Below are 26,101 nucleotides of genomic sequence, written 5' to 3'. Positions count from 1 at the left end.
GAGCAAAAAAAAGGGCGACCGAAGTCGCCCAAAATGCCTTGCGTGCTCGTTCCCTGGAAGCTCTACGGTTTCTTCCGTTTCTGTGAGTCTTTCCAGATAAAAATTCCAAAACCGGCGAAGAACATCACCATGAGGCCGACGGTCAGCACTCCGGCGATCACCACGTTATCGAAGAACATGACTGGCCTCCTGCACTTGCCCTGTTGCGATGCAGCTAAGTTAGCCCAGCAGGCACAGTAAGAAATTGACCAGGATCAATGCCGCCCAAGGCTGGGCGCGGGAGAAGGGAAATAACTGACCCATATCAAGAGTCAGTGGGGGTATCAGCGCTTTTTCGGTTTGTTCTTCGGCTTTTTCTTGCCCTTGCCCAGCGGCATGGCCTGTTCGAACGCCTGGCGAACTTCATTCAGGCGCTTTTCATTGAGATCATGGACACGCTTGGCCCGTTCGGTATTAAGGTCGATCAACTTGTCGTCTTGGTTCATGGTCAGATTACATCGCTATCCGTCGAGTTCTATCAAAGGGCCACTATCGGCAACCTTCAACACGCGCTATGGGCTAATAATGCGGGCAAGTCAGCCGGTTATCCAGACTTCCCTCTCAACAAGGCCTGGGCAGTCCCGCGATTTCCCAGCACAATCCCCAGGCCTCGATCACATGCAAAGGAGAGCCGAAGTGGCGTTGCACCAGGATCTGCCGCCCTTGATGGCCCTGCGCGCCTTCGAGGCCGTGGCCCGTCACCTGAGCTTTATCAAGGCCGCCGATGAGCTGTGCGTCAGTCAAAGCGCAATCAGCCACCAGGTGCATAAGCTCGAGGAGCATCTGGGCCGGCAACTATTTATCCGACGCACCCGCGCGATAGATCTCACGGAAGAAGGCCGCCAGTACTACCAGCAAATCCGCCCGGCCCTGGAACAGATCGCCCAGGCCACCCGCCAGCTCAGGCTGCCCCGGCAAAACCAGGTGCTGCGCATCGGCCTGCTGGCCTCCTTCGCCACTCTCTGGCTGGCCCCGCGCCTGACCAGCTTCACACTGCGCCATCCGCAAATCAGGGTCGAGTTGGAACCCACGATCCAACTGGCCGATGTGGCCGGCGCCGAGGTGGACCTGGCGATCCGCTATGGCAAAGGCGGCTGGCCCCATGTCAACGCCGTACGCTTGATGGGCGAACGCCTCTTTCCGGTCTGCAGCCCGGCCTTCAAGGCCCACGGCATCGAGCACGGCCCTCTGCTCATGTCACAGGCACCGCAACCGTTCGAATGGATCGACTGGTCCCGCCACCATCATCTCGACGTCCAGCACTACCCCAGCGTCATGCTCCACGACTACAACATCGTGGTCGAGGCGGCTATCGCCGGGCAGGGTATCGCCATGGGGCGCCAGCGCCTGATCGAGCGCCGCCTCAAGGAGGGCGTGCTGGTGAATGCCTTCGACCAGCCAGCCTTTGAAGGCGAGATCGGCTACTGGCTGGTCAAACCCAACAGCGCCCTGAGCCCAGCCGCCGAATGCTTCTGCGAGTGGTTGCAGGAGCAGTGCAGCGCCGCCGACCCATGAGTTATCTGGATACGTCGGATTGAATCTATGCGTTTGTCGGCCCACGGTCGGCCCAGCATGCTCAAGCCTCTTTCCCGGAGGTTTGCCCAATGCATCATTCCCTGTCCGACCGAGTGGCCCAGCTAGGCCTGAACCTGCCGCAACCGGGGCAGCCGATCGCCAACTATGTGAACTACGTCATCAGCCAGAACCAGCTGTTCATTTCCGGACAGATTCCCCTGCAGGATGGCAAACCGGCCTTTATCGGGCGCCTGGGCGACAGCCTGGACGAAACCCAGGGGGCGCAGGCCGCGGAACTCGCCGCGCTCGGCCTGTTGGCGCAATTGGGGCACGCCCTCGACGATGATCTGTCGCGCCTGGTGCGGATCGTCCGCCTGGGTGTCTTTGTCGCCAGCAGCGCCGATTTCCAACGCCAGGGCGCCGTGGCCAACGGCGCCTCCAATCTGCTGGTCAATGCCCTCGGCGACAAAGGTCGCCATGCACGGACCGCCATCGGTGTCGCCAGCCTGCCCAGCGGTGTTGCCGTGGAAATCGACGCGATTTTCGAGCTGCGGCCATGAACGATCCGCTGGCTGAAGAAATCGTCCGACTACGTGCCGCCACTCCCGGTTGCGCCCAGGTAATCCATTTCAATCACGCCGGCGCCTCACTGCCCAGCCAGGCCACGCTGGACGCCATCAACGCGCAATTGCTGCGCGAAGCGACAAGCGGCCCCATGGAGGCCGGCGTTGAAGGGGCCAGGCTGCAGGAGCAGGCTCGCCACTGGGCGGCCCGGCTACTCGGCACCGACAGCGCCGCCATTGCCTTTACCAGCAGCGGTTCGGCGGCCTGGGGCATGGCATTCGGCGCCTTGGGGGGCTGGGGCGCGGGCGACCGGATCCTGGTGGGCCGGCACGAATGGGGCGGCAACCTGGCCTGCATGACCCAGGCCCTGCAGTCGGGCGCCCGGATCGAGGTGATCCCCTGTGACGAAAGCGGCGCGGTATCGGTGACCGCCCTGGAACGCATGATCGATTCGCATGTGAAGCTGATCGCCCTGACCTGGCTACCGGCCAACGGCGGCCTGATCAACCCGGCACAAGCCATCGGCGAAGTGGCGCGGCGCCATGGCATTGCCTACTTCATCGATGCCGGACAAGCACTGGGCCAACTGCCCTGCGATGTCCAGGCCCTGGGCTGCGATGTACTCAAGGGCGCCGCGCGCAAGTTCCTGCGTGGACCGAGGGGAACAGCACTGCTGTATATACGCCCGGAATTCATGGCACGACTCAAGCCAACCCAACTCGATGTGCTCTCGGCGCCCTGGGACGGCCACGCCTTCACCCCGAGGAACGATGCCCGCCGCTTTGAAACCAGCGAAGTCTCCCTGGCGCTGCTGGCCGGACTGGCGAATGCGCTGAAAGAAGCTATGGAACTGGGGATCGAAGGCATTTATCAGCGAATCCAGGCATTAAGCCTGCCACTGCGCCAGGCACTGGGTCAGATCAACGGCCTTGAACTGCGCGACCTGGGCCTGCCCGGACAACAATCAGGGCTGATTGCGTTCACGCTGGAAGGTTGGGATGTTTTTGAACTGAAACAGCGGCTGGCCGAAAGTGGCATCAACCTGGGGGCCAATGGCACAGCTTATACACCACTGGATATGCGGGCCCGGGATCTGCCGGCCATTGCGCGGATCGCCGTCAGCCATCTCAATACCGCGGAAGAAATCGACACCTTGCTCAAAGCCCTGCGCACGTTGGCCAACGAGCGCCGTCAGACCTCGACGTCCACCAGCAATCCCTGACGTGGCTGATCGTCCATCAGCGCCACCACGGGTACGGTGTTATCGGCATTCAACTCATCGCCCGGGACAGCCAGGTGCAGCTCGGGGTCATCGTCGGCTTCGCGGCGGCGTTGCTGCTGCTCCTGCTGACGCCGCTGTTCCTCGCGCAGCAGCCAACCGGCCTCGTCCGGGTCACGCTTTTGCAGGTCGATGGTGCTCTCATTGGAGCTTTGTTGGACCGGCACCACGGGGGGGATGTTCGGTTGCGGTCGAATCGGATCCGTCTGGGACGTAATCGGTACGACGCTCAATGGCAGTATCGGTGGCAGCATGATGGCATTCTCCTGTCGTCAGGCTGTCGGCGGCACGCGCGGCGACTTGAGCCCAGGATGGTCAAACTGTGACCGGATTAACAGACAAAGGTGCCCGAGATGCCGATGAGCTACCCTTTCTTCCAGGTCTCGCACCTGTTAAAGGCGGGATGCTCGCTAAAAGCGCGGTATTTGTGAGCTTCTTTTGGCCTGAAAGCATCGATTCCGTTAACATAGTCGGCTTTTTCAAGGCGGGAGTCAGGCAGCATGGCGCAGCAGTATCAACCGGGGCAACGCTGGATCAGTGACAGCGAAGCGGAGTTGGGTTTAGGCACCGTTCTGGCACAGGACGGCCGCTTGTTGACCGTGCTCTACCCGGCCACTGGCGACACCCGCCAGTATGCGCTACGGAATGCGCCCCTGACCCGCGTGAGGTTCTCGCCGGGCGACACCATCACCCACTTCGAAGGTTGGAAGATGACCGTGCGGGAAGTCGACGATGTCGACGGATTGCTGGTTTATCACGGCCTCAACGCCCAGAACGACGCCGTCACGCTGCCGGAAACCCAGCTGTCGAACTTCATCCAGTTCCGCCTGGCCAGCGACCGCCTGTTCGCCGGGCAGATCGACCCGCTGGCCTGGTTCTCGCTGCGCTACCACACCCTGGAACACACCAGCCGCCAGTTGCAATCCTCCCTCTGGGGCCTGGGCGGCGTGCGCGCGCAACCGATCGCCCACCAGTTGCACATCGCCCGGGAAGTCGCCGACCGCATCGCGCCCCGGGTCTTGCTGGCCGACGAAGTGGGCCTGGGCAAGACCATCGAAGCCGGCCTGGTGATCCATCGCCAGCTGCTTTCCGGCCGCGCCAACCGCGTGCTGATCCTGGTGCCGGAGAACCTGCAGCACCAATGGCTGGTGGAAATGCGCCGGCGTTTCAACCTGCAGGTCGCGCTGTTCGACGCCGAACGCTTTATCGAAAGCGATGCCAGCAACCCGTTCGAAGACACCCAGTTGGCCCTGGTGGCCCTGGAGTGGCTGGTGGAAGACGAGAAGGCCCAGGATGCGCTGTTCGCCGCCGGCTGGGACCTGATGGTGGTCGACGAAGCCCACCACCTGGTCTGGCACGAAGATCAGGTCAGCCCGCAATACGCCCTGGTCGAACAGTTGGCCGAGACCATTCCCGGCGTCCTGCTGCTGACCGCGACCCCGGAACAACTGGGCCAGGACAGCCACTTCGCCCGTCTGCGCCTGCTCGACCCGAACCGTTTCCATGACCTCAAGGCCTTCCGCGCCGAGAGCGAGAACTATCGCCCGGTGGCCGAAGCCGTCCAGGAACTGCTGGACAAAGGCCGCCTGTCGCCTGCCGCGCACAAGACCATCCAGGGTTTCCTCGGTGACGAAGGTGAAGCCCTGCTGACCGCGGTCAACGACGGCGATGCCGAAGCCAGCGCGCGCCTGGTGCGTGAACTGCTCGACCGCCACGGCACCGGCCGCGTGCTGTTCCGCAACACCCGCGCCGCCGTGCAGGGTTTCCCGGAGCGCAAGCTGCACGCCTACCCGCTGCCATGCCCGGACGAATACCTCGAACTGCCGTTGGGCGAACACGCCGAGCTGTACCCGGAAGTCAGCTTCCAGGCCCAGCCGGACACCGACGACGAAGCCCGCTGGTGGCGCTTCGACCCGCGCGTCGAGTGGCTGATCGACCAATTGAAAATGCTCAAGCGCACCAAGGTCCTGGTGATCTGTGCCCACGCCGAAACCGCCATGGACCTGGAAGACGCCCTGCGCGTGCGCTCCGGGATTCCGGCCACGGTGTTCCACGAAGGCATGAATATCCTCGAACGTGACCGCGCGGCCGCCTACTTCGCCGACGAAGAATTCGGCGCCCAGGTGCTGATCTGCTCGGAAATCGGCAGTGAAGGTCGCAACTTCCAGTTCTCCCACCACCTGGTGCTGTTCGACCTGCCGTCCCACCCGGACCTGCTGGAGCAGCGGATCGGCCGTCTCGACCGGATCGGCCAGAAACATGTGATCGAACTGCACGTGCCGTACCTGCAGACCAGCCCGCAAGAGCGCCTGTTCCAGTGGTACCACGAAGCGCTGAACGCCTTCCTCAACACCTGCCCGACCGGCAACGCCTTGCAGCACCAGTTCGGCCCGCGCCTGCTGCCGCTGCTGGAAAACGCCGACGACGGCGAGTGGCAAGCGCTGATCGACGAAGCCCGCGGCGAGCGTGAGCGCCTGGAAGCCGAGTTGCATACCGGTCGCGACCGCCTGCTGGAACTCAACTCCGGTGGCGCCGGCGAAGGTGACGCGCTGGTCGAGGCGATCCATGAGCAGGACGACCAGTTCGCCCTGCCCATCTATATGGAAACCCTGTTCGACGCCTTCGGTATCGACAGCGAAGACCATTCGGAAAACGCCCTGATCCTCAAGCCGAGCGAGAAGATGCTCGACGCCAGCTTCCCGCTGGGCGACGACGAAGGCGTGACCATCACCTACGACCGCAACCAGGCGCTGTCGCGCGAAGACATGCAGTTCATCACCTGGGAACACCCGATGGTGCAGGGCGGCATGGATCTGGTGCTGTCCGGCTCGATGGGCAACACCGCCGTGGCGCTGATCAAGAACAAGGCGCTCAAGCCCGGCACCGTGTTGCTGGAGCTGCTCTATGTCAGTGAGGTGGTTGCACCGCGCTCGCTGCAACTGGGCCGCTACCTGCCGCCGGCGGCGTTGCGCTGCCTGCTGGATGCCAATGGCAACGACCTGTCGACCCGGGTGGCCTTTGAAACCCTGAACGACCAGTTGGAAAGCGTGCCACGGGCCAGCGCCAACAAGTTCATCCAGGCCCAGCGCGACAGCCTGACGCCGAAGATCAACGCCGGTGAAGCCAAGATCGCACCGCGTCACGCCGAGCGCGTGGCCGAGGCCCAACGGCGCCTGGCGGCGGATACCGATGAGGAGCTGGCACGCCTGACCGCGTTGCAGGCGGTCAATCCAAGCGTGCGTGACAGCGAGCTGGTGGCGTTGCGTCAACAGCGTGAACAGGGCTTGGCCATGCTGGAAAAAGCTGCGCTGCGCCTGGAAGCGATTCGGGTGTTGGTGGCGGGCTGACAGTCACCTGCCACACCAACCTGTAGGATCCGGCTTACTGGCTCCTACAGGTTGGCGCTCGGGCGTCAGGCAGTAGCCGGCGCCACACCCGGCGCATCCGCCACCATCCCCTCGCGCATACGCTGCGCATCCTTGCTGAAACACCGCGCCGCCTGGAACAGGAACGCCAGCGTCAGCAACAAGGCGCCCGGAATCAGGTACATCGCGTCATGCAGGCCGACGGCCTTGAACGCCTCGCTCATCTGCTCGGCCCCCGCCGCCAGCATCGCCGCATGGGCGAAATGATCGGACAGCAAACCGACCACCACCGGCCCCAAACCACCCCCCAACAGATACAGACCGGCAAAGTACACGGCCATCGCCGTCGCCCGCAGCCGCGGCTCGACCACGTCCTGGATCGCCGTATAAACACAGGTGTAGAAGTTGTAGGCAAACAGCCAACCGACACTGAACACCGCCACGAACACACCGATCTCGATCCGCCCGGCATGCAGTGCCCAGCCCGTGGTCAGCGTCGAGATCACCAGGCTCACCGCGGCGAACAACAGCCGGCCATTGGCGATCCGCTGGTGCAGCTTGTCCGCGACCCAACCGCCCAGCGTCAAGCCAACCAATCCGGTGACCCCGACAATCAAACCGGTCGCCACCGCCGCTTCCTGCAGGGGCATAAGGAAATAGCGCTGCAGCATCGGCACCAGAAACGAGTTGCAGGCATAGGTGGCAAAATTGAAGGTCAGCCCCGCCAGCACCAGCCAGAGAAACGTCGGGATCGCCATCAGGCGACGCACTGGACGGTCGACCTTTTCCTGGGACACCTTCACCGTTTCCGCCGCGCCGCGCTTCGGTTCCTTGATAAAAAACATGAACCCCGCCAGCAACAGCCCGGGTACCGCCGCGATAAAGAACGGTGCGCGCCAGCTGTCGAAAGCCTTGACCATGGCCCCGGTGGTGAAGAACGCCAGCACCAGCCCCAGCGGCAAGCCGAGCATGAAGATGCCCATGGCCCGCGCCCGGCGGTGTGCCGGGAACAGATCGCCGATCAGCGAGTTGGCGGCTGGCGCATAAGCCGCCTCGCCAATACCCACCCCCATGCGCACCAGCAGAAAGGTCGTGAAACTGCCCACCAGGCCGTTCGCCGCCGTCAGCCCACTCCAGACCGCCAGGCCCCAGCCCATCAGTTTGCTGCGCGAGCCGTTGTCGGCCATCCGCCCCAGGGGCAGGCCGGCAATGGCATAGACAATGGTGAATGCGGTGCCGATGATGCCGATCTGGAAGTCGCTCAGATGCCACTCCATGCGGATCGGCTCGATGATGATCGCCGGCAGGGTACGGTCATAGAAGTTGAAGAGGTTGGCGAGGAACAACAGGAACAGAATGCGCCAGGCATTCGCCGCTTGGGTCGAGTTCTGCATGGGGTCCGTCTCTTTTATTGTTATAGGGGCCTACCCGCCAGACGCGTTGAGCCCGGAACCCTCAATCTAGTGAGCGGCGCCGGGACTGTCTGCCACCATTCGTGGCGCTGATACCCGGCAATGCCCTGCGCGCCCTGCCCTGGCACCTTATTGTCGCGGACCGGGACGGCGGCAAAGGTTATGCAAAAAATACCTTCCAAAGCCCGGGCCGAAGCCTAGAATAGCCGTCGATTGACTCCCCCCACTTTCTCCGTGACCTTCCATGCCCGACGCTAATCCGTGTCTGAATTGTGGTGCCTGCTGTGCGTATTTCCGCGTGTCTTTCTACTGGGGAGAATGCGCCTCCGCCGGTGGCCTGGTGCCCGACGAACTGGTCACCCAGGTCGGCGTCAACCACGTCGCCATGCTCGGCACTGAACGCGGCTCTCCGCGCTGCACCGCCCTTGAGGGCAAGGTCGGCGAGCAGGTCAGTTGCTCCATCTATCACCAACGCTCGAGCACCTGCCGGGAATTCGAGGCGTCATGGGTCGATGGCGTGCACAACGAGTACTGCGACAAGGCCCGCGCGGCGGCCGGGTTGCCTCCGTTGGAGCCGGAACAGGCCGGGGTTTTAGTACCAATCGCTATTTAGGTCATTTCCAAATCATTGGCATCACTCTGCCATGATCCCTTGCAGCCTGAGGTGAGCCTCTATACTCCAACGCATTGGTCGGTGCTGAGCGCGCCGGTAGTCCAAGGCGTCAAGTAGGGCATGCTATGGAATGGCTGGGCTTGCATTTTGTTAACGAGCTTCCCGAGACCGGGCAGCTGCTGCTCAATTGCAGCCATAATCCATTGCTGGTGCTGCTGGCTTACCTGGTCGCCTGCGCTGCCTCTTTTGCTATGCTCGACATGGCTGAACGCGTCGGTCATGTGGAAAAACCTTCACAGCAGCGGATCTGGCGTTGGGTCGGCGCCTGCTGCCTGGCCGGCGGCATCTGGGCCATGCACTTCATCAGCATGCTGGCGTTCCAGGCGCCCATCGACATTCAATACGACCTGCCGATCACCCTCTCGTCCTTGCTGATCGCCCTGCTGGCCTCCTTCCTGGCCATGCACACCCTGGGGCATGCCGAACTGCGCACCTCACAGTACCTGCGCGCCGCGCTGTTCATGGGATTGGGCATTGCGGCCATGCACTATGTCGGCATGTCGGCATTGCAATCGAGTGCGGTGCAGTACTACAACCCCGCCCTGGCCGGGCTTTCCGTCCTGGTAGCCATCGGTGCCAGCCTCGCGGCCCTGATCTTGTCCCGGCGCTTTCGCACCGGCAGCGGGATCTTTCACCAACTGCTCAAATACACCGCCAGCCTGGTGATGGGTGCCGGCATCTTCAGCACCCACTTTATCGGGATGTGGTCGTTGCACCTGATGCTGCCGGCCGGCAGCGCCTTGCCCGCACTGGCGGACAACAACCACCTGCAATTGGGCATGACCGTCGCCCTGATCGCCCTGCTGATCATCGGCAGCAGCATCAGCGCGGCCCTGGCGGACAAGAAGCTGCAACACAAGGAACACGACCTGCGACGGGTCAATGCCCTGCTCAGCCAGCTGGACCAGGCGCGTCTGTCACTGGCGCAAGTGGCCCACTACGACGCCCTGACCAACCTGATCAACCGCCGCGGCTTCAACCAGATCTTCGCCGAAAGACTGATGGAACGCAGCACCAACGGCGGCATGCTGGCGGTCATGTTCCTCGATATCGACCACTTCAAGCGGATCAACGACAGCCTCGGCCACGATGCCGGCGACGAACTGCTCAAGGTCATCGCCGGGCATATCAAGAGCGCGACCCGCAGTCACGACGATGTGGTGGCGCGCTTCGGCGGCGACGAGTTCTGCATCCTCATCGGCCTGCACAACCGCGAAGAAGCCCGGCACATGGCCCAGCGCATCATGCTGAAAATGAAGGAGCCCATCGAGCTGGCCGGTCGTCGCATGGTCATGACCACCAGCATCGGCATCAGCGTGTTTCCCGATGACGGCAAATCCTGCGAGGAACTGCTGAAAAACGCCGATCTGGCGCTGTATCAGTCCAAGGGCGCGGGGCGCAACAGCCTGCACTTCTTCAGCTCCAACCTGAAAACCCGCGCCACCCTGGAACTGCAGCTCGAAGAGGAATTGCGCCATGCCCTGCGCGACGGCAGCGGCCTGGTCCTGAACTACCAACCGATCTACGACCTCAAGAGCGGTCAGGTCGCCAAACTTGAAGCCCTGGTGCGCTGGCAACACCCCCAGCACGGGCTGCTCTCGCCCGACCGCTTCATCGGCATCGCCGAAGCCAACGGGATGATCGCCGAACTCGATAGCTGGGTCATGCGCAAAGCCTGCGAGGACCTGGCCTGGCTGTCCGGACACGGCTGCGACGAACTGAAGATCGCGGTGAACTGCTCGGCCCTGAACCTGGCACGGGAAGAGCTGGCCGATGAAATCGAAAGTATCCTGCGCGCCGCCGGCATGCCGCCCCACCGCCTGGAACTGGAGGTCACCGAGAACGCCCTGATGGGCAATATTTCCAGCACCCTGCAACTGCTGCGGCAGATCCGCAGCCTCGGCGTGTCACTGTCCATCGATGATTTCGGCACCGGCTATTCGTCCCTGGCCTACCTCAAGCGCCTGCCCCTCAACACCCTGAAAATCGATCGGTCGTTCATCCTCGACGTTCCCAAATCGACCCAGGACATGGAAATCGTCCAGGCGATCATCGTCATGGCCCACACCCTGCACCTGCAAGTGGTCACCGAAGGCGTCGAAACCCAACAGCAATACGAATTCCTCGCGCAGTACGACTGCGACTACATCCAGGGCTACCTGCTCAGCCGACCGGTTCCGCTCGAGGAGTTGCTGCCGGTGCTGCGCCAGCTCAACCAGCGCCGGCAATCCCCCAGCACCGCGTTCAATCCGCTGATAGTGCAAAATTCATAAAAAGTTCCCCGCCAATTAAAGAACGCCAATTTTTGGCCGATCCTTCGGTATTGCAAGCAAGGCTCCCCCCTGGGGGCGCCTAGGGATAAACCCTATCGCTCAGGCCAATATCGCGAGGTACAGTCGCGATCTCTCACTCCGTGATGGCGCGTTGATATCTTTTCGACCGCCGAACCAGACCAGGCAAATGGCGCACAATGACCTCTAAAAATACTCCAGCCAACGTAGTCTCCGATCTGATAGCGCCCACGGTCGCGGAAAAACCTTACAAGGCCCATTCCACATCGCGTCCGCTGTCGACTCAGCAGTACCTGTACTTCACCGAAACCAACACCGACCGCATCCTCGACAACCTCGACGGCCTGCGCGACATGGTCTTCCCTCGTTCGGCCGAAGGCGAAAACGAGCTGCGCCGCGACCAGGAATTCCCCTCCGTGTGCCTGATCGGCCTGGGCCGCTGCGGTTCGAACATTGCGCTGGACGTCGCGGAACTGGTGTACAACGCGCGCAAGTTCTACCTCAACGAGTTCAACAACGACGACAAGGTCAGCGACAAGGGCTACCGTCCCGCGCAATGGATCCGCAACAACCTGCGCCTGGTGCAGAACAAATCCGCCAAGCCGGTGTTCCTGGTGGAACCGCTGGTGATGCTCGGCGACCTGGACAAGGACATCGCCGGGCGCATCCGTTTCTCGCGCAAGGGTGAAAAAAGCGGCTTTATCCGCGACTACAGCAAGATGAAGATCATGGACCTGTCGGAAGTCCATGCCGGTGGTGCGGGCAACGCGCCGATCCTCGGCCAGTACCTGGCCAAGATCATCCTGAACAAGGACACCCAGCGCTTCTCCAGCCCCGACTGGAAAATGATCCACTCGTACCTGATCGACTCCTGCGGCATCAAGGCCAACCAGTCGCGCCTGTACTTCTCGATCTTCAGTGCCGGCGGCGGTACCGGTTCGGGCATGGCCTCGGAGTTCGGCCTGGCCCAGCAATATTCCTACATGAACAAGACCTTCGACACCAAGCCGGCCGACGAGCACGACAGCAAGAGCGGCCACTCCTTCGTGTTCGAGCCGATCTTCACCAGCGGTATCTGCGTACTGCCGAACATTTCCGACCACCGCAGTGAAATGTCCGAAGCGCTGCACATCAACGCCGGTCGCCTGCTCTGCAAGTACCTGTCCGAAGAATGGGACTTCTCGTACAACTTCGACAATGAGGACAGCAGCGAAGCCAGTGTCATGGGCCGCATTCGCCCGTGGAACGCGATGATGCTGATCTCCAACGACATCATGCGTTATGCCGAAGAAAGTGATGACGGCAACATCCAGAACATCGATGTCAATGCCATGGAGAAGCACGCCAACCAGTACATCTCCCAGCAGATCTTCAACATCCTGACCGCCCAGGCGGTGACCACCGACTACGACCAGAACTATTTCCGGCGTGCCGGCATCGACATCGGCGAGACCATTCGCCTGGATGCCAACGACCTGTTTATGAGCCTGGCCGGCCCGGTGGCCATTGCCTACGCCGAATCCGTGGTACCGGAACAGCCGGCGCCCACCGGCGACAAGTTCAAAGTGTTCGAGAAAGAGCCTCAGCGGCTGAATATCGACGACCTGTTCTTCCGTTCCATCGACCTGCCGCACTTCAACAAAGTGACCCAGGCGATCGAAGGCATCAGCCTGCTGCCGATCGAGTCCAAGCGCTATCGCGCGGCCCTCGACCAGTACAAGACTTCGGGCTACGACGCCGCGGCGCTGCACGACCTGCACTTCTTCAAGAACTGCTCGTCGGTGGTCTCGATCGTCTCCCTGCCCAAGGACTACAAACTGTCCTACATGGACCTGAACCGGCTCAAGACTCACCTCAACAGCCTGTTTCCCAACACCACGCTCAAGCGCTATGCCCTGGTGATCGGCGCGTCGGCGAACCTGTCGCTGACCACCCTGATCGCCAAGAGCCCGTGCCTGTCGGACGACTTCCTGACGCTGATCGTGGCCTTTATCAAGCGTTGCTTCGCGCGTAATCCGTACCGTTTCGACGACACGCTGGACAACTCGATGCTGGACTTCATCACCCGCGATGAGTTCGACGAAGATAGCCTCGACGAGTTGCTCAACGAATTCGAAAACCCGGCGAAAATCCTCGATACCAACTGGTACGCGATCAAGCCGATGTACGAGAAGAAGTATCGCGAGCTGATCAACGACAAGGAAAAGTTCGTCTCGATCAACGATATCCGCCTGTCCCGCGACTGCGTGAAGAAGGCGATCAAGTACCTGCGCGAGATCTACCGTCACCGCATCGGCAAGACCAAGGTCATTTCGCTGAACAACCACACCGGCAAGACCGAGTACTAGAAAAGCCCCCCACGAGCCGCCAGCCATCGACTGGCGGCTCGTGGGGCGCACCTGCCCCTGTGCATTTTCTCCACGGGCAAACTGCCATTACTGCGCAACGCAGTTACTGACCTACACACCGCCCAGCTATAAATGCATAAGGGTTATGCACGATTAAGGTGCGCTGAATTATTTTGTTGCTCTTTCCTGGACCATCACCCAGGGTGAAACCACCACCGCCCACAACTCCGGATCCCGTTCGAAAAGATCCAGCGCCCGCGACTCAGACACCTTGGCAAGCTCCCCGCTCGCCAGCCATGCAGCGACTTTCCCAGCCTGGTTCTCGGCCACGGCCTCGGCGGCGGCGATCAGATCCAGTGCCGGCTCGACCCACAATAGGGCACCCCGGGCAAAGAACGGTTGCAGCTCTTCCCAGCGAATAGATGCGGTTTCACCAAGCAGCTTGGCATAGAGGGTGCTAGGTTCTTGAATCATGGGGTTCCACCTGAGAAAAAATCGGCGCAATCATAACGTCGAGGCTCGCTTGGAAAAACCCAGATGAAATGAAGGGGTGATCGAGGGGATCGAAGGCGCCAGGGATTGCAGCTGAAAGCTAGCAACATCCAGACAAAAATCTGCAGGCCAATCTGACGCAATTCTGTCTCTTTCTTTCACTTAAGCGACATATCTCGATTTTGCCTCCGGCTGCCCGCTATCCAATCGATGAGGGCGCACACTAAACTGTATCGGTACAGTTGCCGGGGCAAGAACCGGGATATCGGCGTTAAATCTGACCCGGTCCCACAGCTACGGCCGTAGGACTCTAAAAACTACAACAGCAAGAGTGGAGCACTAATGACTAAGCAGATTTCCAAACTGTTCGCCGCTATGGTTCTGGCCGGGGTTGCCAGCCATTCTTTCGCTGCAGACACCATCAAGATCGGCATTGCCGGCCCGAAAACCGGCCCTGTGGCCCAGTACGGCGACATGCAGTTCAGTGGCGCCAAAATGGCTATCGAGCAGATCAACGCCAAGGGCGGCGTCGATGGCAAGAAACTCGAAGCCGTTGAATACGATGATGCTTGCGATCCGAAGCAAGCGGTCGCCGTGGCCAACAAAGTCGTGAACGACGGTGTGAAATTCGTTGTCGGCCACCTGTGCTCCAGCTCGACTCAACCGGCTTCGGACATTTACGAAGACGAAGGCGTAGTGATGATCACCCCGGCTGCCACCAGCCCGGAAATCACCGCTCGTGGTTACAAAATGGTCTTCCGTACCATCGGTCTGGACAGCGCCCAGGGCCCTGCCGCCGGTAACTACATCGCCGACCACGTGAAACCGAAGATCGTTGCGGTACTCCACGACAAACAGCAATACGGTGAAGGCATTGCCACCGCCGTGAAGCAAACCCTGGAGAAGAAAGGCGTCAAGGTTGCCGTGTTCGAAGGCATCAACGCCGGCGACAAGGACTTCTCTTCGCTGATCGCCAAGCTCAAGCAAGCCAACGTCGACTTCGTCTACTACGGCGGCTACCACCCGGAGCTGGGCCTGATCCTGCGTCAATCCGAGGAAAAAGGCCTGAAGGCCAAGTTCATGGGTCCGGAAGGCGTGGGTAACGACTCCATCTCGCAGATCGCCAAGGAAGCTTCCGAAGGCCTGCTGGTGACCCTGCCGAAGTCCTTCGACCAGGATCCGGCCAACGTCGCCCTGGCTGACGCCTTCAAAGCCAAGAAAGAAGACCCGAGCGGCCCGTTCGTGTTCCCTTCCTACTCCGCGGTTGAAGTCATTGCCGGCGGTATCGCCGCCGCCAAGAGCGAAGACCCGGCCAAAGTGGCTGCAGCCATCCACGCCGGGACTTTCAAGACCCCGACTGGCGACCTGAGCTTCGATGCCAAGGGTGACCTCAAAGACTTCAAATTCGTAGTCTACGAGTGGCACTTCGGCAAACCTAAAACCGAAGCATCGCCTCAGTAAGGCTCGCCCTGACTGACTGCCAATAAAGCCCACGGCGTGCCGTGGGCTTTGTTTTACGAGGTAATGGGCCTGTTTTTCCGTGATCCGGAAACCCGTCCACCTGAAAATCTCAAAACCGTCATCAGCGGTTCGCTGGCAAAACTTGCACCCGAAGTGGATGCAGATCCACGGGGTCCGAGCGGGAAAATGACTCCACCAGTGAAATGCGTATCAGGTTTTTAGGAGCGCTTTAATGCCTGACATCTATCACTTTTTCCAACAGCTGGTTAACGGCCTGACCGTTGGCAGCACGTATGCCCTGATCGCCATCGGCTATACGATGGTTTACGGCATCATTGGAATGATCAACTTCGCCCACGGCGAGGTCTACATGATCGGCTCCTACGTGGCGTTCATCGCCATTGCCGGACTGAGCATGATGGGACTCGACAGCGTCCCCCTGCTGATGACTGCTGCCTTTATCGCGAGCATCGTCGTCACCAGTGCCTACGGCTACAGTATCGAACGGATCGCCTACCGCCCCTTGCGTGGCAGTAATCGCCTGATTCCGCTGATCTCCGCCATCGGCATGTCGATTTTCCTGCAGAACACCGTTCTGCTGGCGCAAGACTCCAAGGACAAGTCCATCCCCAACCTGATCCCCGGCAATATCTCCTTCGGGCCAGGTGGTGCACATGAAGTGCTGATTTCCTACATGCAGATCGTGGTGTTCGTCGTCACGCTGCTCGCGATGCTCGGCTTGACCCTGTTCATCTCCCGCTCCCGCCTGGGCCGCGCCTGCCGCGCCTGTGCCGAAGACATCAAGATGGCCAACCTGCTGGGGATCAACACCAACAACATCATCGCCCTGACCTTCGTGATCGGTGCCGCACTGGCGGCGATCGCGGCCGTGCTGCTGAGCATGCAATACGGTGTGATCAACCCCAACGCCGGCTTCCTGGTGGGTCTGAAGGCCTTTACCGCGGCGGTATTGGGCGGCATCGGCAGTATTCCGGGCGCCATGCTCGGCGGGCTGGTGCTGGGCGTGGCCGAAGCCTTTGGCGCCGACGTGTTCGGCGACCAGTACAAGGACGTGGTGGCATTCGGTCTTCTGGTTCTGGTGCTGTTGTTCCGGCCGACCGGCATCCTGGGCCGTCCGGAGGTTGAGAAAGTATGAACAAATATCTCAAATCGGCGCTGTTCAGTGCCTTGCTGGTCTGGGCCGTGGCCTTTCCGGTGCTCGGACTCAAGCTGAGCATTGTCGGGATCAACCTCGAAGTGCACGGTACGGGTCCGCTGACCCTGGGCGTCATCGCCCTGTGCTCGGTGCTGATGTTCCTGCGCGTGCTCTTCAGCCAACAGGTCGGTGCACTGTTCAAGTCATCCCGTGGCCCGTTGATTTCGCCCAAGGTCGGCCAGTTCCTGACCCTGCCGCGGACCCAGCGCTGGATCATCATCGGCCTGATCGCCGCCGCCCTGGTCTGGCCGTTCTTCGGCTCCCGGGGCGCGGTCGACATCGCCACGCTGATCCTGATCTATGTGATGCTCGGCCTGGGCCTGAACATCGTGGTCGGCCTCGCCGGCCTGCTCGACCTGGGTTACGTGGGCTTCTACGCCGTCGGCGCCTACAGCTACGCGCTGCTGTCGCACTACTTCGGCCTGGGCTTCTGGATCTGCCTGCCGATCGCCGGCCTGATGTCGGCCAGCTTCGGTTTCCTGCTGGGCTTCCCGGTACTGCGCCTGCGCGGTGACTACCTGGCCATCGTGACCCTGGGCTTCGGTGAAATCATCCGTCTGTTCCTGCGTAACCTCACCGGCCTCACCGGCGGCCCCAACGGCATCAGCAACATTCCCAAGCCGACGTTCTTCGGTCTGTCGTTCGAACGCAGCGCCGCAGAGGGCATGCAGACTTTCCACGAGTTCTTCGGGCTGGCGTACAACCCGGTGAGCAAGGTGGTGTTCCTGTACCTGGTGGCCCTGTTGCTGGCCTTGCTGGCGTTGTTCGTCATCAACCGCCTGCTGCGCATGCCCATCGGCCGTGCCTGGGAAGCGCTGCGCGAAGACGAAATCGCCTGCCGTGCGCTGGGCCTGAATCCGACCGTGATCAAGCTCTCGGCCTTCACCCTGGGCGCCTGCTTCGCCGGTTTCGCCGGCAGCTTCTTCGCCGCTCGCCAGGGTTTGGTCACGCCGGAGTCGTTCACCTTCATCGAGTCGGCGATCATTCTCGCCATCGTCGTCCTGGGTGGCATGGGCTCGCAACTGGGGGTGATCCTCGCCGCCGTGGTGATGATCCTGCTGCCGGAAATGATGCGTGAGTTCAGCGAATACCGCATGTTGATGTTCGGCGCCTTGATGGTGCTGATGATGATCTGGCGTCCACAAGGTCTGCTGCCCATGCAACGTCCTCACATGGAGCTGCGTAAATGAGCCGTGAGATCCTGAAAGTAACCGACCTGAGCATGCGCTTCGGTGGTCTGTTGGCGGTCAATGGCGTGGCCCTGACCGTCCTGGAAAAACAAGTGGTGGCCTTGATCGGCCCGAACGGCGCCGGCAAGACCACGGTGTTCAACTGCCTGACCGGGTTCTACAAGCCGAGTGCCGGCAGCATCCTGCTCGACGGCCAGCCGATCCAGGGCCTGGCCGGCCATGAGATCGCCCGCAAGGGCGTGGTGCGGACCTTCCAGAACGTGCGTCTGTTCAAGGACATGACCGCGGTCGAGAACCTGCTGATCGCCCAGCACCGGCACCTGAACACCAACTTCCTGGCCGGGTTGTTCAAGACCCCGGCGTTCCGCAAGAGCGAACGCGAAGCCATGGAATACGCCGAGTACTGGCTGGACAAGGTCAACCTGACCGAGTTCGCCAACCGCCCGGCGGGCACCCTGGCCTACGGTCAGCAACGCCGCCTGGAAATCGCCCGGTGCATGATGACCCGTCCGCGGATCCTCATGCTCGACGAACCGGCGGCGGGCCTGAACCCCAAGGAAACCGAAGACCTCAAGGCCCTGATCAGCATTCTGCGTGAAGAGCACAGCGTTACCGTGCTGCTGATCGAACACGACATGAAACTGGTCATGAGCATTTCCGATCATATCGTCGTGATCAACCAGGGCACCCCCCTGGCCGATGGCACGCCGGAACAGATCCGTGAAAATCCCGAAGTGATCAAAGCCTACCTGGGGGAAGCGTAAATGCTGCAATTCGAAAACGTTTCCACCTTCTACGGCAAGATCCAGGCCCTGCACAGCGTCAACGTCGAAGTGCGCCAGGGCGAGATCGTCACCCTGATCGGTGCCAACGGTGCGGGCAAGTCCACCCTGCTGATGACCCTGTGCGGTTCACCCCGTGCCCACAGCGGCAGCATTCGTTATATGGGCGAAGAGCTGGTGGGCCAGGAGTCCTCCATCATCATGCGCAAGAGTATTGCCGTGGTGCCGGAAGGCCGCCGGGTGTTCGCCCGCCTGACCGTGGAAGAAAACCTCTCCATGGGAGGTTTTTTCACCAGCAAGGGCGATTATCAGGAGCAGATGGACAAGGTCCTGGGACTGTTCCCACGTCTCAAGGAACGTTTCAACCAGCGCGGCGGCACCATGTCCGGCGGTGAACAGCAGATGCTCGCCATTGGCCGGGCACTGATGAGCAAGCCGAAACTGTTGCTGCTGGACGAACCATCCCTGGGCCTGGCGCCGATCATCATCCAGCAGATCTTCGATATCATCGAACAGCTGCGCAAGGACGGTGTGACGGTGTTCCTGGTGGAACAGAACGCCAACCAGGCGCTGAAAATCGCTGACCGGGCCTACGTGCTGGAAAACGGCCGGGTGGTGATGGAAGGCAGCGGCAACGACCTGCTGACCGACCCGAAAGTGCGTGAGGCGTATCTGGGCGGTTGATGCCCCGCGTACCAAGCAAAGCCCCGATTTATCGGGGCTTTTCTTTAGCCGCTGAACGATGGGGAAAGCCTTGCCGGGTACCGTCGCGAAAAATAATCGATTATTTTTGCCGCAGGCTGTAACAACCCCTGGCCTCAAGGCTCAAGTAAGGCAAGAAAGCATTGAAACCCACCCAACCCCTGCTTTCATCATTGAAGACACATCGGAGATCGACCATGAGCACTTCCACCACCCGCACCCTGTCCGCCGCCACCCTCGCCCTGGCCCTCGGTTCTGCCCTGAGCATGGCGGCATTGCCGATGAGCGCCCACGCCGATGATGCAAAACCGGCAATGGAAAAATGCTTCGGCGTAGCCCTGAAAGGCAAAAACGATTGCGCTGCAGGCGCTGGCACCACCTGTGCCGGGACTTCAGCCAAGGACTACCAGGCCAACGCCTGGAAATTCGTACCCGCAGGTACTTGCGAAACCACCAAGACCCCTGCCGGTATGGGTAGCCTGAAACAAGGCCCAGCGGCCTGATCCCCCCACTTGCCTGAGCGCCGAAGATGTCAACGCCACTGCAACCCGCTACCCTTCATCGCGCTCAGGCCGTCGGCTCCGAGCTCCCGCCCCGTACCGGGCTGGGGCTCAAGACCGAACATTTTCAGACAGTACTCGAGACCCGTCCGGACCTCGGTTTCTTCGAGGTTCACGCCGAAAACTACATGGTCGCCGGCGGGCCGTTTCATCATTACCTGGGCTTGATCCGCGAACAGTACCCGCTGTCGCTGCACGGGGTCGGTTTGTCCATTGGCGCCGAAGGCCCGTTGGACAAAGAACACCTCAAGCGGCTCGCGGTACTGATCGAACGTTATCAACCCCAATCCTTTTCCGAACACCTGGCCTGGTCGACCCACGGCCCGGTGTTTCTCAACGACCTGCTGCCGCTGGCCTATGACCACGCCACCTTGCAGCGGGTCTGCGAGCATGTCGACCAGGTACAAAGCACCTTGAAGCGTCCGATGTTGCTGGAGAACCCGGCGACTTACCTGCAATTCCAGCGCTCGACCCTGGACGAAGCGGACTTCATCAGCGAAATCATCCACCGCACCGGCTGCGGGTTGCTGCTGGACGTGAACAACGTCTATGTCTCCAGCATCAACCACCAGCGTGATCCGCTGGCCTACATCGAGTCCCTGCCGCTGCACGCCGTGGGAGAAATCCATCTGGCCGGTTTTGCCGAAGATACCGACAACCTTGGTGACCGCCTGCTGATCGACGATCACGGCGCCCCCATCGACCAGGCGGTCTGGGCCCTGTATCAACAGGTGCTGGATAAGATCGGGCCGATGGCGACCCTGATCGAACGCGACAATCAGCTCCCCGCCTTCGCCGTGCTCCTGGCCGAAGCCGGGCAGGCCGAGGAACTGCTGAAACAGGCCGAGGTGCGCGCATGAGCGACCAAGCCAGCTTCAGCGCCGCATTGCTCGACTTGCAGCGGCCTTGCCCAGCGGGCCTGTGCAGCCGTAACGGGGCCGACCCGGCCAGTCGTTTCGCGGTGTATCGCAACAATGTCCAGAGTTCGCTGATCAATGCCCTGGCGGACAGCTACCCGGTGGTCAAGGCCCTGGTCGGCGAGGACTTCTTCCGTGCCATGGCCAGCCTTTATGTCCAGCACTTCCCCCCCATCAGCCCGATCCTCAACGACTACGGCCAGGACTTCGGCAGTTTCATCCAGGGCTTTTCCCCTGCGGCGAGCGTGCCTTACCTGGCCGACATGGCCCGACTCGAACGCTTGCGGATCAACGCGTATCACGCTGCCGATGCGACGCCCCTGAGCCCGGAACAAATTGGCGTTTACCTCGCCGCCCCCGAGACCCTCAACACCCTGCAGGTTCACCTGCACCCCAGCGTCGCCGTGCTGAATTCGTCCCATGCGGTCGTCTCGTTATGGGAGGCCCATCAAGGCGAAGGCCAGCTGGAACAGGTCGACCCGACGCAGGCTGAAGCCGCGCTGGTCCTGCGCCTGCACTGGCAGGTCGAGGTGTTCAGGATTGATATCGGCACCCTGGTATTTATCCAGAGCCTGCAAAACGACTGTCCGCTGGAGTTGGCCCTTGCCTACGCTTATGACGCCAGCGCGGCGTTCGATCCGAGCCATGCCCTGGCCCTGTTGATTCGCTACAGCGCCATCACCCACCTGCATCCAGAACAAAAGGCCCGCCCATGAACATTCGCATAGAACAACAGAACCCTGTCGCACGCCTGGTCGGGCGGATCATCCAGCTCTTCGAGATGATCCCTTACAGCCTGATTGCCTTTGTCGCACGTTTCTCCATCGCCGCCGTGTTCTGGAAATCGGGGCAGACCAAGGTCGAGGGCTTTGCCGTCGACCTTGTCTCCGGCACGTTCGATATCGGCCTGCCGCGCCTGGCCGATTCCACCATCCCGCTGTTCGCCAGCGAGTACAAGGTGCCGCTGCTGTCGCCGGAAGTCGCTGCCCATCTGTCGGCCTTCGGCGAACACTTTTTCCCGGTGCTGATCCTGCTGGGGTTCGCCACACGTTTCTCGGCCCTGGGACTGTTTGGCATGACCCTGACCATCCAACTGTTCGTCTACCCGGATGCCTACCCGACCCACGGCACCTGGATGGCGATCCTGTTGCTGCTGATGGCCAAGGGGCCAGGCGTGTTCTCCATCGATCACCTGATCGCCAAACGTTATCGCTGAAGCCGCTCCAACGCCTCGCCGCTGCGCTTGAACCAGCCGATCAGATAGTCGGCCAACACCTGCGTACGACGCGGCAGGCCGCCTTGGTAAGGGTGCACCAGGTACAGCGGCATATCGCGGGTGCGGTAGTCCCGCAGCAACCAACGTAGACGCCCGTCGGCCAGTTCCGCGGGCAGGACGTAGGACGGCAGGCGGGCGATACCGGCGCCCACCAGCGCCGCTTTCTTCAACAGGTTGTAGTGATTGCTGGCAAACGGGCCTGCCACCCGCACCCGCAACAACTCATGCTCGCGGTGGTATTGCCACTCTTCACGACCGCTGTAATGACTGTTGAGCAGACAACGGTGGTTGACCAGCTCCTGGGGTGTCTGCGGTTCACCGTAACGCTCCAGGTAAGCCGGGCTGGCGCAGGTCAGTTCGTTCATCACCAACAAGGGCCGAGCCACCAGGCGTTCGTCGTTGCCGACCTCGGTACGAATCGCCAGGTCAAAGCCCTCGCGGGCCAGATCACGGAAACCGTTGTTCAGGTCCAGCTCGATCTGGACATCGGGATAATCCCGGGAAAACTCCAGCAACAGGCCATCAAAGAAGGTTTCCCCCAGGGACACCGGCACCGTGATGCGCACGGGCCCGGCGATATCGTCCTTGAGCCGGGCCAGGGCCTGATGCGCGCGCTCCACCTGCACCACCAGCGCCTGGGCCTGGGGCAACAAGGCCGCACCAGCAGCGGTGAGGCTCAGGCGCCGTGTCGTACGGTGCAACAGCACCACCGAGAACTGCGCCTCCAACTGGCTGATGCGCTTGGACAACTGCCCCTTGCTGCAGCCCAATTGCTGGGCGGCCAGGGTAAAGCTGCCCGCCTCGACCAGCACGGCAAAGGCCGCCAGATCATCCATCTCGCTCACTGGATTGTTTCCAAAAGAAAACCAAAGGTTGCCTATTAGTGCGCTTATCAATGGAAAAATCCACTCTAGACTGAAAGCTCAATCACCCACTGGAGGAAGCGCACCATGAAAATCCTATTGATTGGCGCCCACGGCACCATCGGCTCGGCCGTGGCAGAGGAACTGGGCCAGCGTCACGAGATTATCAAGATCGGCCGCAAGAGCGGTGACCTGCACGTGGACATCAGCGACAGCGCGTCGATTCGCAAGCTGTTCGAGCAAACCGGCAAATTCGATGCGTTGATCTGCGCCGCCGGTAACGTGAACTTCGTACCGTTGGCCGAGATGACCGAGAAGGACTTTGCCCTTGGCCTGCAGGACAAGTTGATGGGCCAGGTCAATCTGCTGCTGATCGGTCGCGAGTACGCCAACGACGGTGCTTCGTTCACCCTGACCAGTGGCATTCTGAACCGCGATCCGATTCGCACCGGCTCCTCCGCCGGCCTGGTCAACGGGGCCATCGACGGTTTCGTCAAGGCTGCCGCCATCGAGCTGCCGCGCGGCCTGCGGGTGAACTCCATCAGCCCGAACGTCCTGGTCGAAGCCATGGGCAGCTACGCGCCGTACTTCCGTGGATTCAAACCGGTGCCAGCGGCAGATGTGGCCTTGGCCTACGCCAAGAGTGTGGAAGGCTTGCAAACCGGCCAGACCTACTACGTCGGTTGAATGCCTGCGAGGCTTGTGCAGCTCTCCTGGCCTGAGTAACGTGGCGGCACTTGCCAGGAGACCCCACGATGCGTGTTGCCCGTTCCTTGATGATTTTCGCCCTGCCGTTGTTCGCCGCCGGCTGCCAGATGCTTGCGCCAGCCACCTCGCATCCCACGGCGGGCCTGAGCCGGATGCAAGGCGAACTCACCAGCGTCGATGGCAAGCTGATGTTCCAGCCCTGCCAGGAACAGCGCCGCTTTGTCGTCAGCGACACCGGCAACACCAGCGTCCTGCAGCAGGCCGCCAGCCTTTCCGGCCGCTCGGGCAAGCTGTTCGCCGATCTGCGCGGCAAGTTTTCCTCCAGCGCGGCCAATGGTGGTGACGGCCAGTTGGACCTGCAACAGTACTACCGCCTGGAACGCGGCACCGCCAGTTGTGACGACCCCAACTTCAAATTCCAGACCGTGATTGCCAGCGGCCACAGCCCGGAATGGAGCCTGAAGGTCGGCGGCAACGGCATGATACTCGAACGCGAAAACCAGCCGCCCCTGGCCCTGCCCTACCTGGAAGAACAACTGGGTGACGGGCGCTTCAGCCTGAGCAGCGAAGCCAATGCCCAGCACATCGAGCTGTGGGTCGCACCGCAGTCCTGCGTCGACAGCAGCACCGGCAGCGTGCGTCACCTGAGCGCCGAACTGCGGATCAACGGTCAGGTCCAGCGTGGCTGCGGCTATTTCGGCGGCGCCCGCAACGACTGATTCGACGAGCCGCAGTTTTAGCCTCACGGAATCTGGCCGTTGGGGCTTATAATCACCGGTTTGATGTAAAGCCGGCGCGCCCGCGTGGCCCGCACACTGGACCCTGTCATGTTACGAATCACCGAACTCAAGCTGCCGATCGACCATCCCGACGAAGACCTGCGCCCGGCCATCGTCCAGCGCCTGGGCATCGCCAGCGATGACCTGCTCGATTTCACCTTGTTCAAGCGCAGCTACGACGCCCGCAAGAAATCCTCCGAGCTCTGCTTCATCTACACCATCGACCTGTCGGCCCGTGGCGAAGACGCACTGCTGAAAAAATTCGCCGAGGACCGCAACGTCAATCCGGCCCCGGACGTCAGCTACAAGGTGGTCGGCCAGGCGCCGGCCGATCTGCAGGAGCGCCCCCTGGTCGTCGGCTTCGGCCCCTGCGGGATCTTCGCCGGACTGTTGCTGGCGCAGATGGGCTTCAAGCCGATCATCCTCGAACGCGGCAAGGAAGTGCGCGAGCGGACCAAGGACACCTGGGGCCTGTGGCGCAAAGGCGTGCTCAACCCCGAGTCCAACGTGCAATTCGGCGAAGGCGGCGCCGGGACCTTCTCCGACGGCAAGCTCTACAGCCAGATCAAGGACCCGAATCACCACGGCCGCAAGGTCCTGCACGAGTTCGTCAAGGCCGGTGCGCCGGAGGAAATCCTCTACGTCAGCAAACCGCATATCGGCACCTTCCGCCTCACCGGCGTGGTCGAGAACATGCGCCAGCAGATCGAAGCCCTGGGCGGTGAAGTGCGCTTCCAGCAGCGGGTCACCGATGTGCTGATCGACGACGGCCAACTGACCGGCGTGCAGCTCGACAGCGGCGAACAGATCCACTCCCGGCACGTGATCATGGCCCTGGGTCATAGTGCCCGCGACACCTTCCGCATGCTCCACGGCCGTGGTGTGTACATGGAGGCCAAGCCGTTCTCGGTGGGTTTCCGTATCGAACACCCGCAATCGCTGATCGACCGCGCGCGCCTGGGCAAGTACGCCGGGCACCCGAAACTCGGCGCGGCCGACTACAAGCTGGTGCACCACGCCAAGAACGGCCGTTCGGTCTACAGCTTCTGCATGTGCCCGGGCGGCACCGTGGTGGCAGCGACCTCCGAGCCGAACCGGGTGGTCACCAACGGCATGAGCCAGTACTCGCGCAACGAGCGCAATGCCAACTCCGGGATCGTCGTCGGCATCACCCCGGAAGTCGACTATCCGGGCGGCCCGCTGGCCGGTATCGAGTTGCAGGAGCGCCTGGAGTCCCACGCCTTCGTCCTCGGTGGCAGCAACTACGAAGCCCCGGCGCAACTGGTCGGTGACTTTATCGCCGGTAAGCCTTCCACCGCCCTGGGCAGTGTGGAACCGTCCTACAAGCCGGGCGTAGCCCTCGGCGACCTGGCGCTGGCGTTGCCGGACTTCGCCATCGAAGCCATTCGCGAAGCCTTGCCGGCATTCGAACGGCAGATCAAGGGCTATTCCCTGCATGACGCGGTGCTGACCGGGATTGAAACCCGCACCTCCTCGCCGCTGCGCATGACCCGTAACGAGTCGATGCAGAGCCTGAACGTCAAGGGCCTGTTCCCGGCGGGTGAAGGCGCGGGTTATGCCGGCGGGATCCTCTCGGCCGGTGTCGACGGTATCCGTATCGCCGAAGCCGTGGCCCGGGACATGCTGGGGATCGGCGCCTGAGGGCCGG

At 61.6% G+C, this 26,101-nt stretch carries 25 protein-coding genes; 19 read left to right on the top strand and 6 right to left on the bottom strand.

The genetic code is table 11. The features are described from left to right. Positions 1–62 precede the first annotated feature (62 nt). Together ccoM and CWE01_RS33495 are read right to left on the bottom strand one after the other, a co-directional pair. Positions 63–179, bottom strand: coding sequence for a cytochrome c oxidase subunit CcoM (gene ccoM / locus CWE01_RS34050; RefSeq protein ID WP_305729465.1), 117 nt, complete (start codon positions 177–179; stop codon positions 63–65). 144 nt (positions 180–323) lie between these two features. Further along, on the bottom strand, positions 324–485 hold the full coding sequence (locus tag CWE01_RS33495; protein ID WP_177144120.1) for a hypothetical protein: 162 nt from the start codon (positions 483–485) through the stop codon (positions 324–326). Between the two features lie 190 nt (positions 486–675). On the opposite strand from CWE01_RS33495, the gene gcvA reads away from it, so the two are divergent. From gcvA to CWE01_RS01270, 3 genes are all read left to right on the top strand, one after another. Continuing rightward, a complete protein-coding gene (gene gcvA, locus CWE01_RS01280; RefSeq protein WP_100938710.1) occupies positions 676–1,554 on the top strand; it encodes a transcriptional regulator GcvA in 879 nt (292 codons plus the stop codon). Positions 1,555–1,643: 89 nt separating this feature from the next. Further along, entirely contained in the window at positions 1,644–2,114 is a 471-nt protein-coding gene (locus tag CWE01_RS01275; RefSeq protein WP_100938709.1) for a RidA family protein, read from the top strand. Next, positions 2,111–3,340: an aminotransferase class V-fold PLP-dependent enzyme gene (locus CWE01_RS01270; RefSeq protein ID WP_100938708.1), complete on the top strand. Its 1,230-nt coding sequence runs from the start codon at positions 2,111–2,113 to the stop codon at positions 3,338–3,340. The genes CWE01_RS01275 and CWE01_RS01270 overlap by 4 nt, the downstream gene beginning before the upstream one ends. Here the strand turns inward: CWE01_RS01270 and CWE01_RS01265 are convergent. Beyond that, positions 3,310–3,651: an aspartate-semialdehyde dehydrogenase gene (locus CWE01_RS01265; protein ID WP_100938707.1), complete on the bottom strand. Its 342-nt coding sequence runs from the start codon at positions 3,649–3,651 to the stop codon at positions 3,310–3,312. The genes CWE01_RS01270 and CWE01_RS01265 overlap by 31 nt on opposite strands. 246 nt (positions 3,652–3,897) lie before the next feature. Between CWE01_RS01265 and rapA the strand changes: the two genes are divergently transcribed. After that, complete coding sequence (rapA, locus tag CWE01_RS01260; RefSeq protein WP_100938706.1) at positions 3,898–6,744, top strand: RNA polymerase-associated protein RapA; 2,847 nt, start codon at positions 3,898–3,900, stop codon at positions 6,742–6,744. Between the two features lie 65 nt (positions 6,745–6,809). On the opposite strand, the gene CWE01_RS01255 is transcribed toward rapA, so the two are convergent. Beyond that, a complete protein-coding gene (locus tag CWE01_RS01255) occupies positions 6,810–8,156 on the bottom strand; it encodes an MFS transporter (RefSeq protein WP_100938705.1) in 1,347 nt (448 codons plus the stop codon). A 262-nt stretch (positions 8,157–8,418) separates the two neighbouring features. On the opposite strand from CWE01_RS01255, the gene CWE01_RS01250 reads away from it, so the two are divergent. From CWE01_RS01250 to CWE01_RS01240, 3 genes are all read left to right on the top strand, one after another. Beyond that, a complete protein-coding gene (locus CWE01_RS01250) occupies positions 8,419–8,787 on the top strand; it encodes a YkgJ family cysteine cluster protein (RefSeq protein ID WP_100938704.1) in 369 nt (122 codons plus the stop codon). A 125-nt stretch (positions 8,788–8,912) separates the two neighbouring features. Then, positions 8,913–11,120, top strand: coding sequence for a bifunctional diguanylate cyclase/phosphodiesterase (locus tag CWE01_RS01245; protein ID WP_100938703.1), 2,208 nt, complete (start codon positions 8,913–8,915; stop codon positions 11,118–11,120). A 197-nt stretch (positions 11,121–11,317) separates the two neighbouring features. Next, complete coding sequence (locus CWE01_RS01240) at positions 11,318–13,486, top strand: hypothetical protein (RefSeq protein WP_100938702.1); 2,169 nt, start codon at positions 11,318–11,320, stop codon at positions 13,484–13,486. Between the two features lie 168 nt (positions 13,487–13,654). Here the strand turns inward: CWE01_RS01240 and CWE01_RS01235 are convergent, their stop codons facing one another. Then, a complete protein-coding gene (locus CWE01_RS01235) occupies positions 13,655–13,960 on the bottom strand; it encodes a DUF2288 domain-containing protein (RefSeq protein ID WP_100938701.1) in 306 nt (101 codons plus the stop codon). Positions 13,961–14,320: 360 nt separating this feature from the next. Here CWE01_RS01235 and CWE01_RS01230 point away from each other — a divergent pair, with 360 nt between their 5' ends. From CWE01_RS01230 to CWE01_RS01190, 9 genes are all read left to right on the top strand, one after another. Beyond that, positions 14,321–15,439 carry a branched-chain amino acid ABC transporter substrate-binding protein gene (locus tag CWE01_RS01230; protein ID WP_100938700.1) on the top strand — a complete coding sequence of 373 codons (1,119 nt, stop codon included), beginning with the start codon at positions 14,321–14,323 and terminating at the stop codon, positions 15,437–15,439. Between the two features lie 232 nt (positions 15,440–15,671). Continuing rightward, complete coding sequence (gene livH / locus CWE01_RS01225; RefSeq protein WP_100938699.1) at positions 15,672–16,595, top strand: high-affinity branched-chain amino acid ABC transporter permease LivH; 924 nt, start codon at positions 15,672–15,674, stop codon at positions 16,593–16,595. After that, on the top strand, positions 16,592–17,845 hold the full coding sequence (locus tag CWE01_RS01220; protein ID WP_100938698.1) for a high-affinity branched-chain amino acid ABC transporter permease LivM: 1,254 nt from the start codon (positions 16,592–16,594) through the stop codon (positions 17,843–17,845). The genes livH and CWE01_RS01220 overlap by 4 nt, the downstream gene beginning before the upstream one ends. Further along, a complete protein-coding gene (gene livG, locus CWE01_RS01215) occupies positions 17,842–18,609 on the top strand; it encodes a high-affinity branched-chain amino acid ABC transporter ATP-binding protein LivG (protein WP_100938697.1) in 768 nt (255 codons plus the stop codon). Before CWE01_RS01220 ends, livG begins: the two co-directional genes overlap by 4 nt. Then, a complete protein-coding gene (locus CWE01_RS01210) occupies positions 18,610–19,311 on the top strand; it encodes an ABC transporter ATP-binding protein (RefSeq protein ID WP_100938696.1) in 702 nt (233 codons plus the stop codon). A 215-nt stretch (positions 19,312–19,526) separates the two neighbouring features. Beyond that, the gene (locus CWE01_RS01205; protein ID WP_100938695.1) at positions 19,527–19,832 is read left to right on the top strand and encodes a DUF2282 domain-containing protein; all 306 of its coding nucleotides are present in this window, start codon (positions 19,527–19,529) and stop codon (positions 19,830–19,832) included. Between the two features lie 26 nt (positions 19,833–19,858). Next, positions 19,859–20,749: a DUF692 domain-containing protein gene (locus CWE01_RS01200; protein ID WP_100938694.1), complete on the top strand. Its 891-nt coding sequence runs from the start codon at positions 19,859–19,861 to the stop codon at positions 20,747–20,749. Continuing rightward, the gene (locus CWE01_RS01195) at positions 20,746–21,522 is read left to right on the top strand and encodes a DNA-binding domain-containing protein (protein ID WP_100938693.1); all 777 of its coding nucleotides are present in this window, start codon (positions 20,746–20,748) and stop codon (positions 21,520–21,522) included. Before CWE01_RS01200 ends, CWE01_RS01195 begins: the two co-directional genes overlap by 4 nt. Beyond that, positions 21,519–22,022 carry a DoxX family protein gene (locus CWE01_RS01190; protein WP_100938692.1) on the top strand — a complete coding sequence of 168 codons (504 nt, stop codon included), beginning with the start codon at positions 21,519–21,521 and terminating at the stop codon, positions 22,020–22,022. Before CWE01_RS01195 ends, CWE01_RS01190 begins: the two co-directional genes overlap by 4 nt. Here CWE01_RS01190 and CWE01_RS01185 read toward each other — a convergent pair. Then, complete coding sequence (locus CWE01_RS01185) at positions 22,013–22,927, bottom strand: LysR family transcriptional regulator (protein ID WP_100938691.1); 915 nt, start codon at positions 22,925–22,927, stop codon at positions 22,013–22,015. The genes CWE01_RS01190 and CWE01_RS01185 overlap by 10 nt on opposite strands. A 105-nt stretch (positions 22,928–23,032) precedes the next feature. On the opposite strand from CWE01_RS01185, the gene CWE01_RS01180 reads away from it, so the two are divergent. The 3 genes from CWE01_RS01180 to CWE01_RS01170 all read left to right on the top strand — a co-directional run bounded on the left by CWE01_RS01180 (position 23,033) and on the right by CWE01_RS01170 (position 26,094). Next, positions 23,033–23,632: a short chain dehydrogenase gene (locus CWE01_RS01180; RefSeq protein WP_100938690.1), complete on the top strand. Its 600-nt coding sequence runs from the start codon at positions 23,033–23,035 to the stop codon at positions 23,630–23,632. A gap of 68 nt (positions 23,633–23,700) precedes the next feature. Then, entirely contained in the window at positions 23,701–24,372 is a 672-nt protein-coding gene (locus tag CWE01_RS01175; RefSeq protein ID WP_100938689.1) for a COG3650 family protein, read from the top strand. A 108-nt stretch (positions 24,373–24,480) separates the two neighbouring features. Next, a complete protein-coding gene (locus CWE01_RS01170) occupies positions 24,481–26,094 on the top strand; it encodes an NAD(P)/FAD-dependent oxidoreductase (protein ID WP_100938688.1) in 1,614 nt (537 codons plus the stop codon). Positions 26,095–26,101 lie beyond the last annotated feature (7 nt).

This window comes from Pseudomonas sp. QS1027, assembly GCF_002814235.1.
Taxonomy (GTDB): Bacteria; Pseudomonadota; Gammaproteobacteria; order Pseudomonadales; family Pseudomonadaceae; genus Aquipseudomonas.
This window is presented reverse-complemented; position numbering and strand designations above follow the sequence as displayed.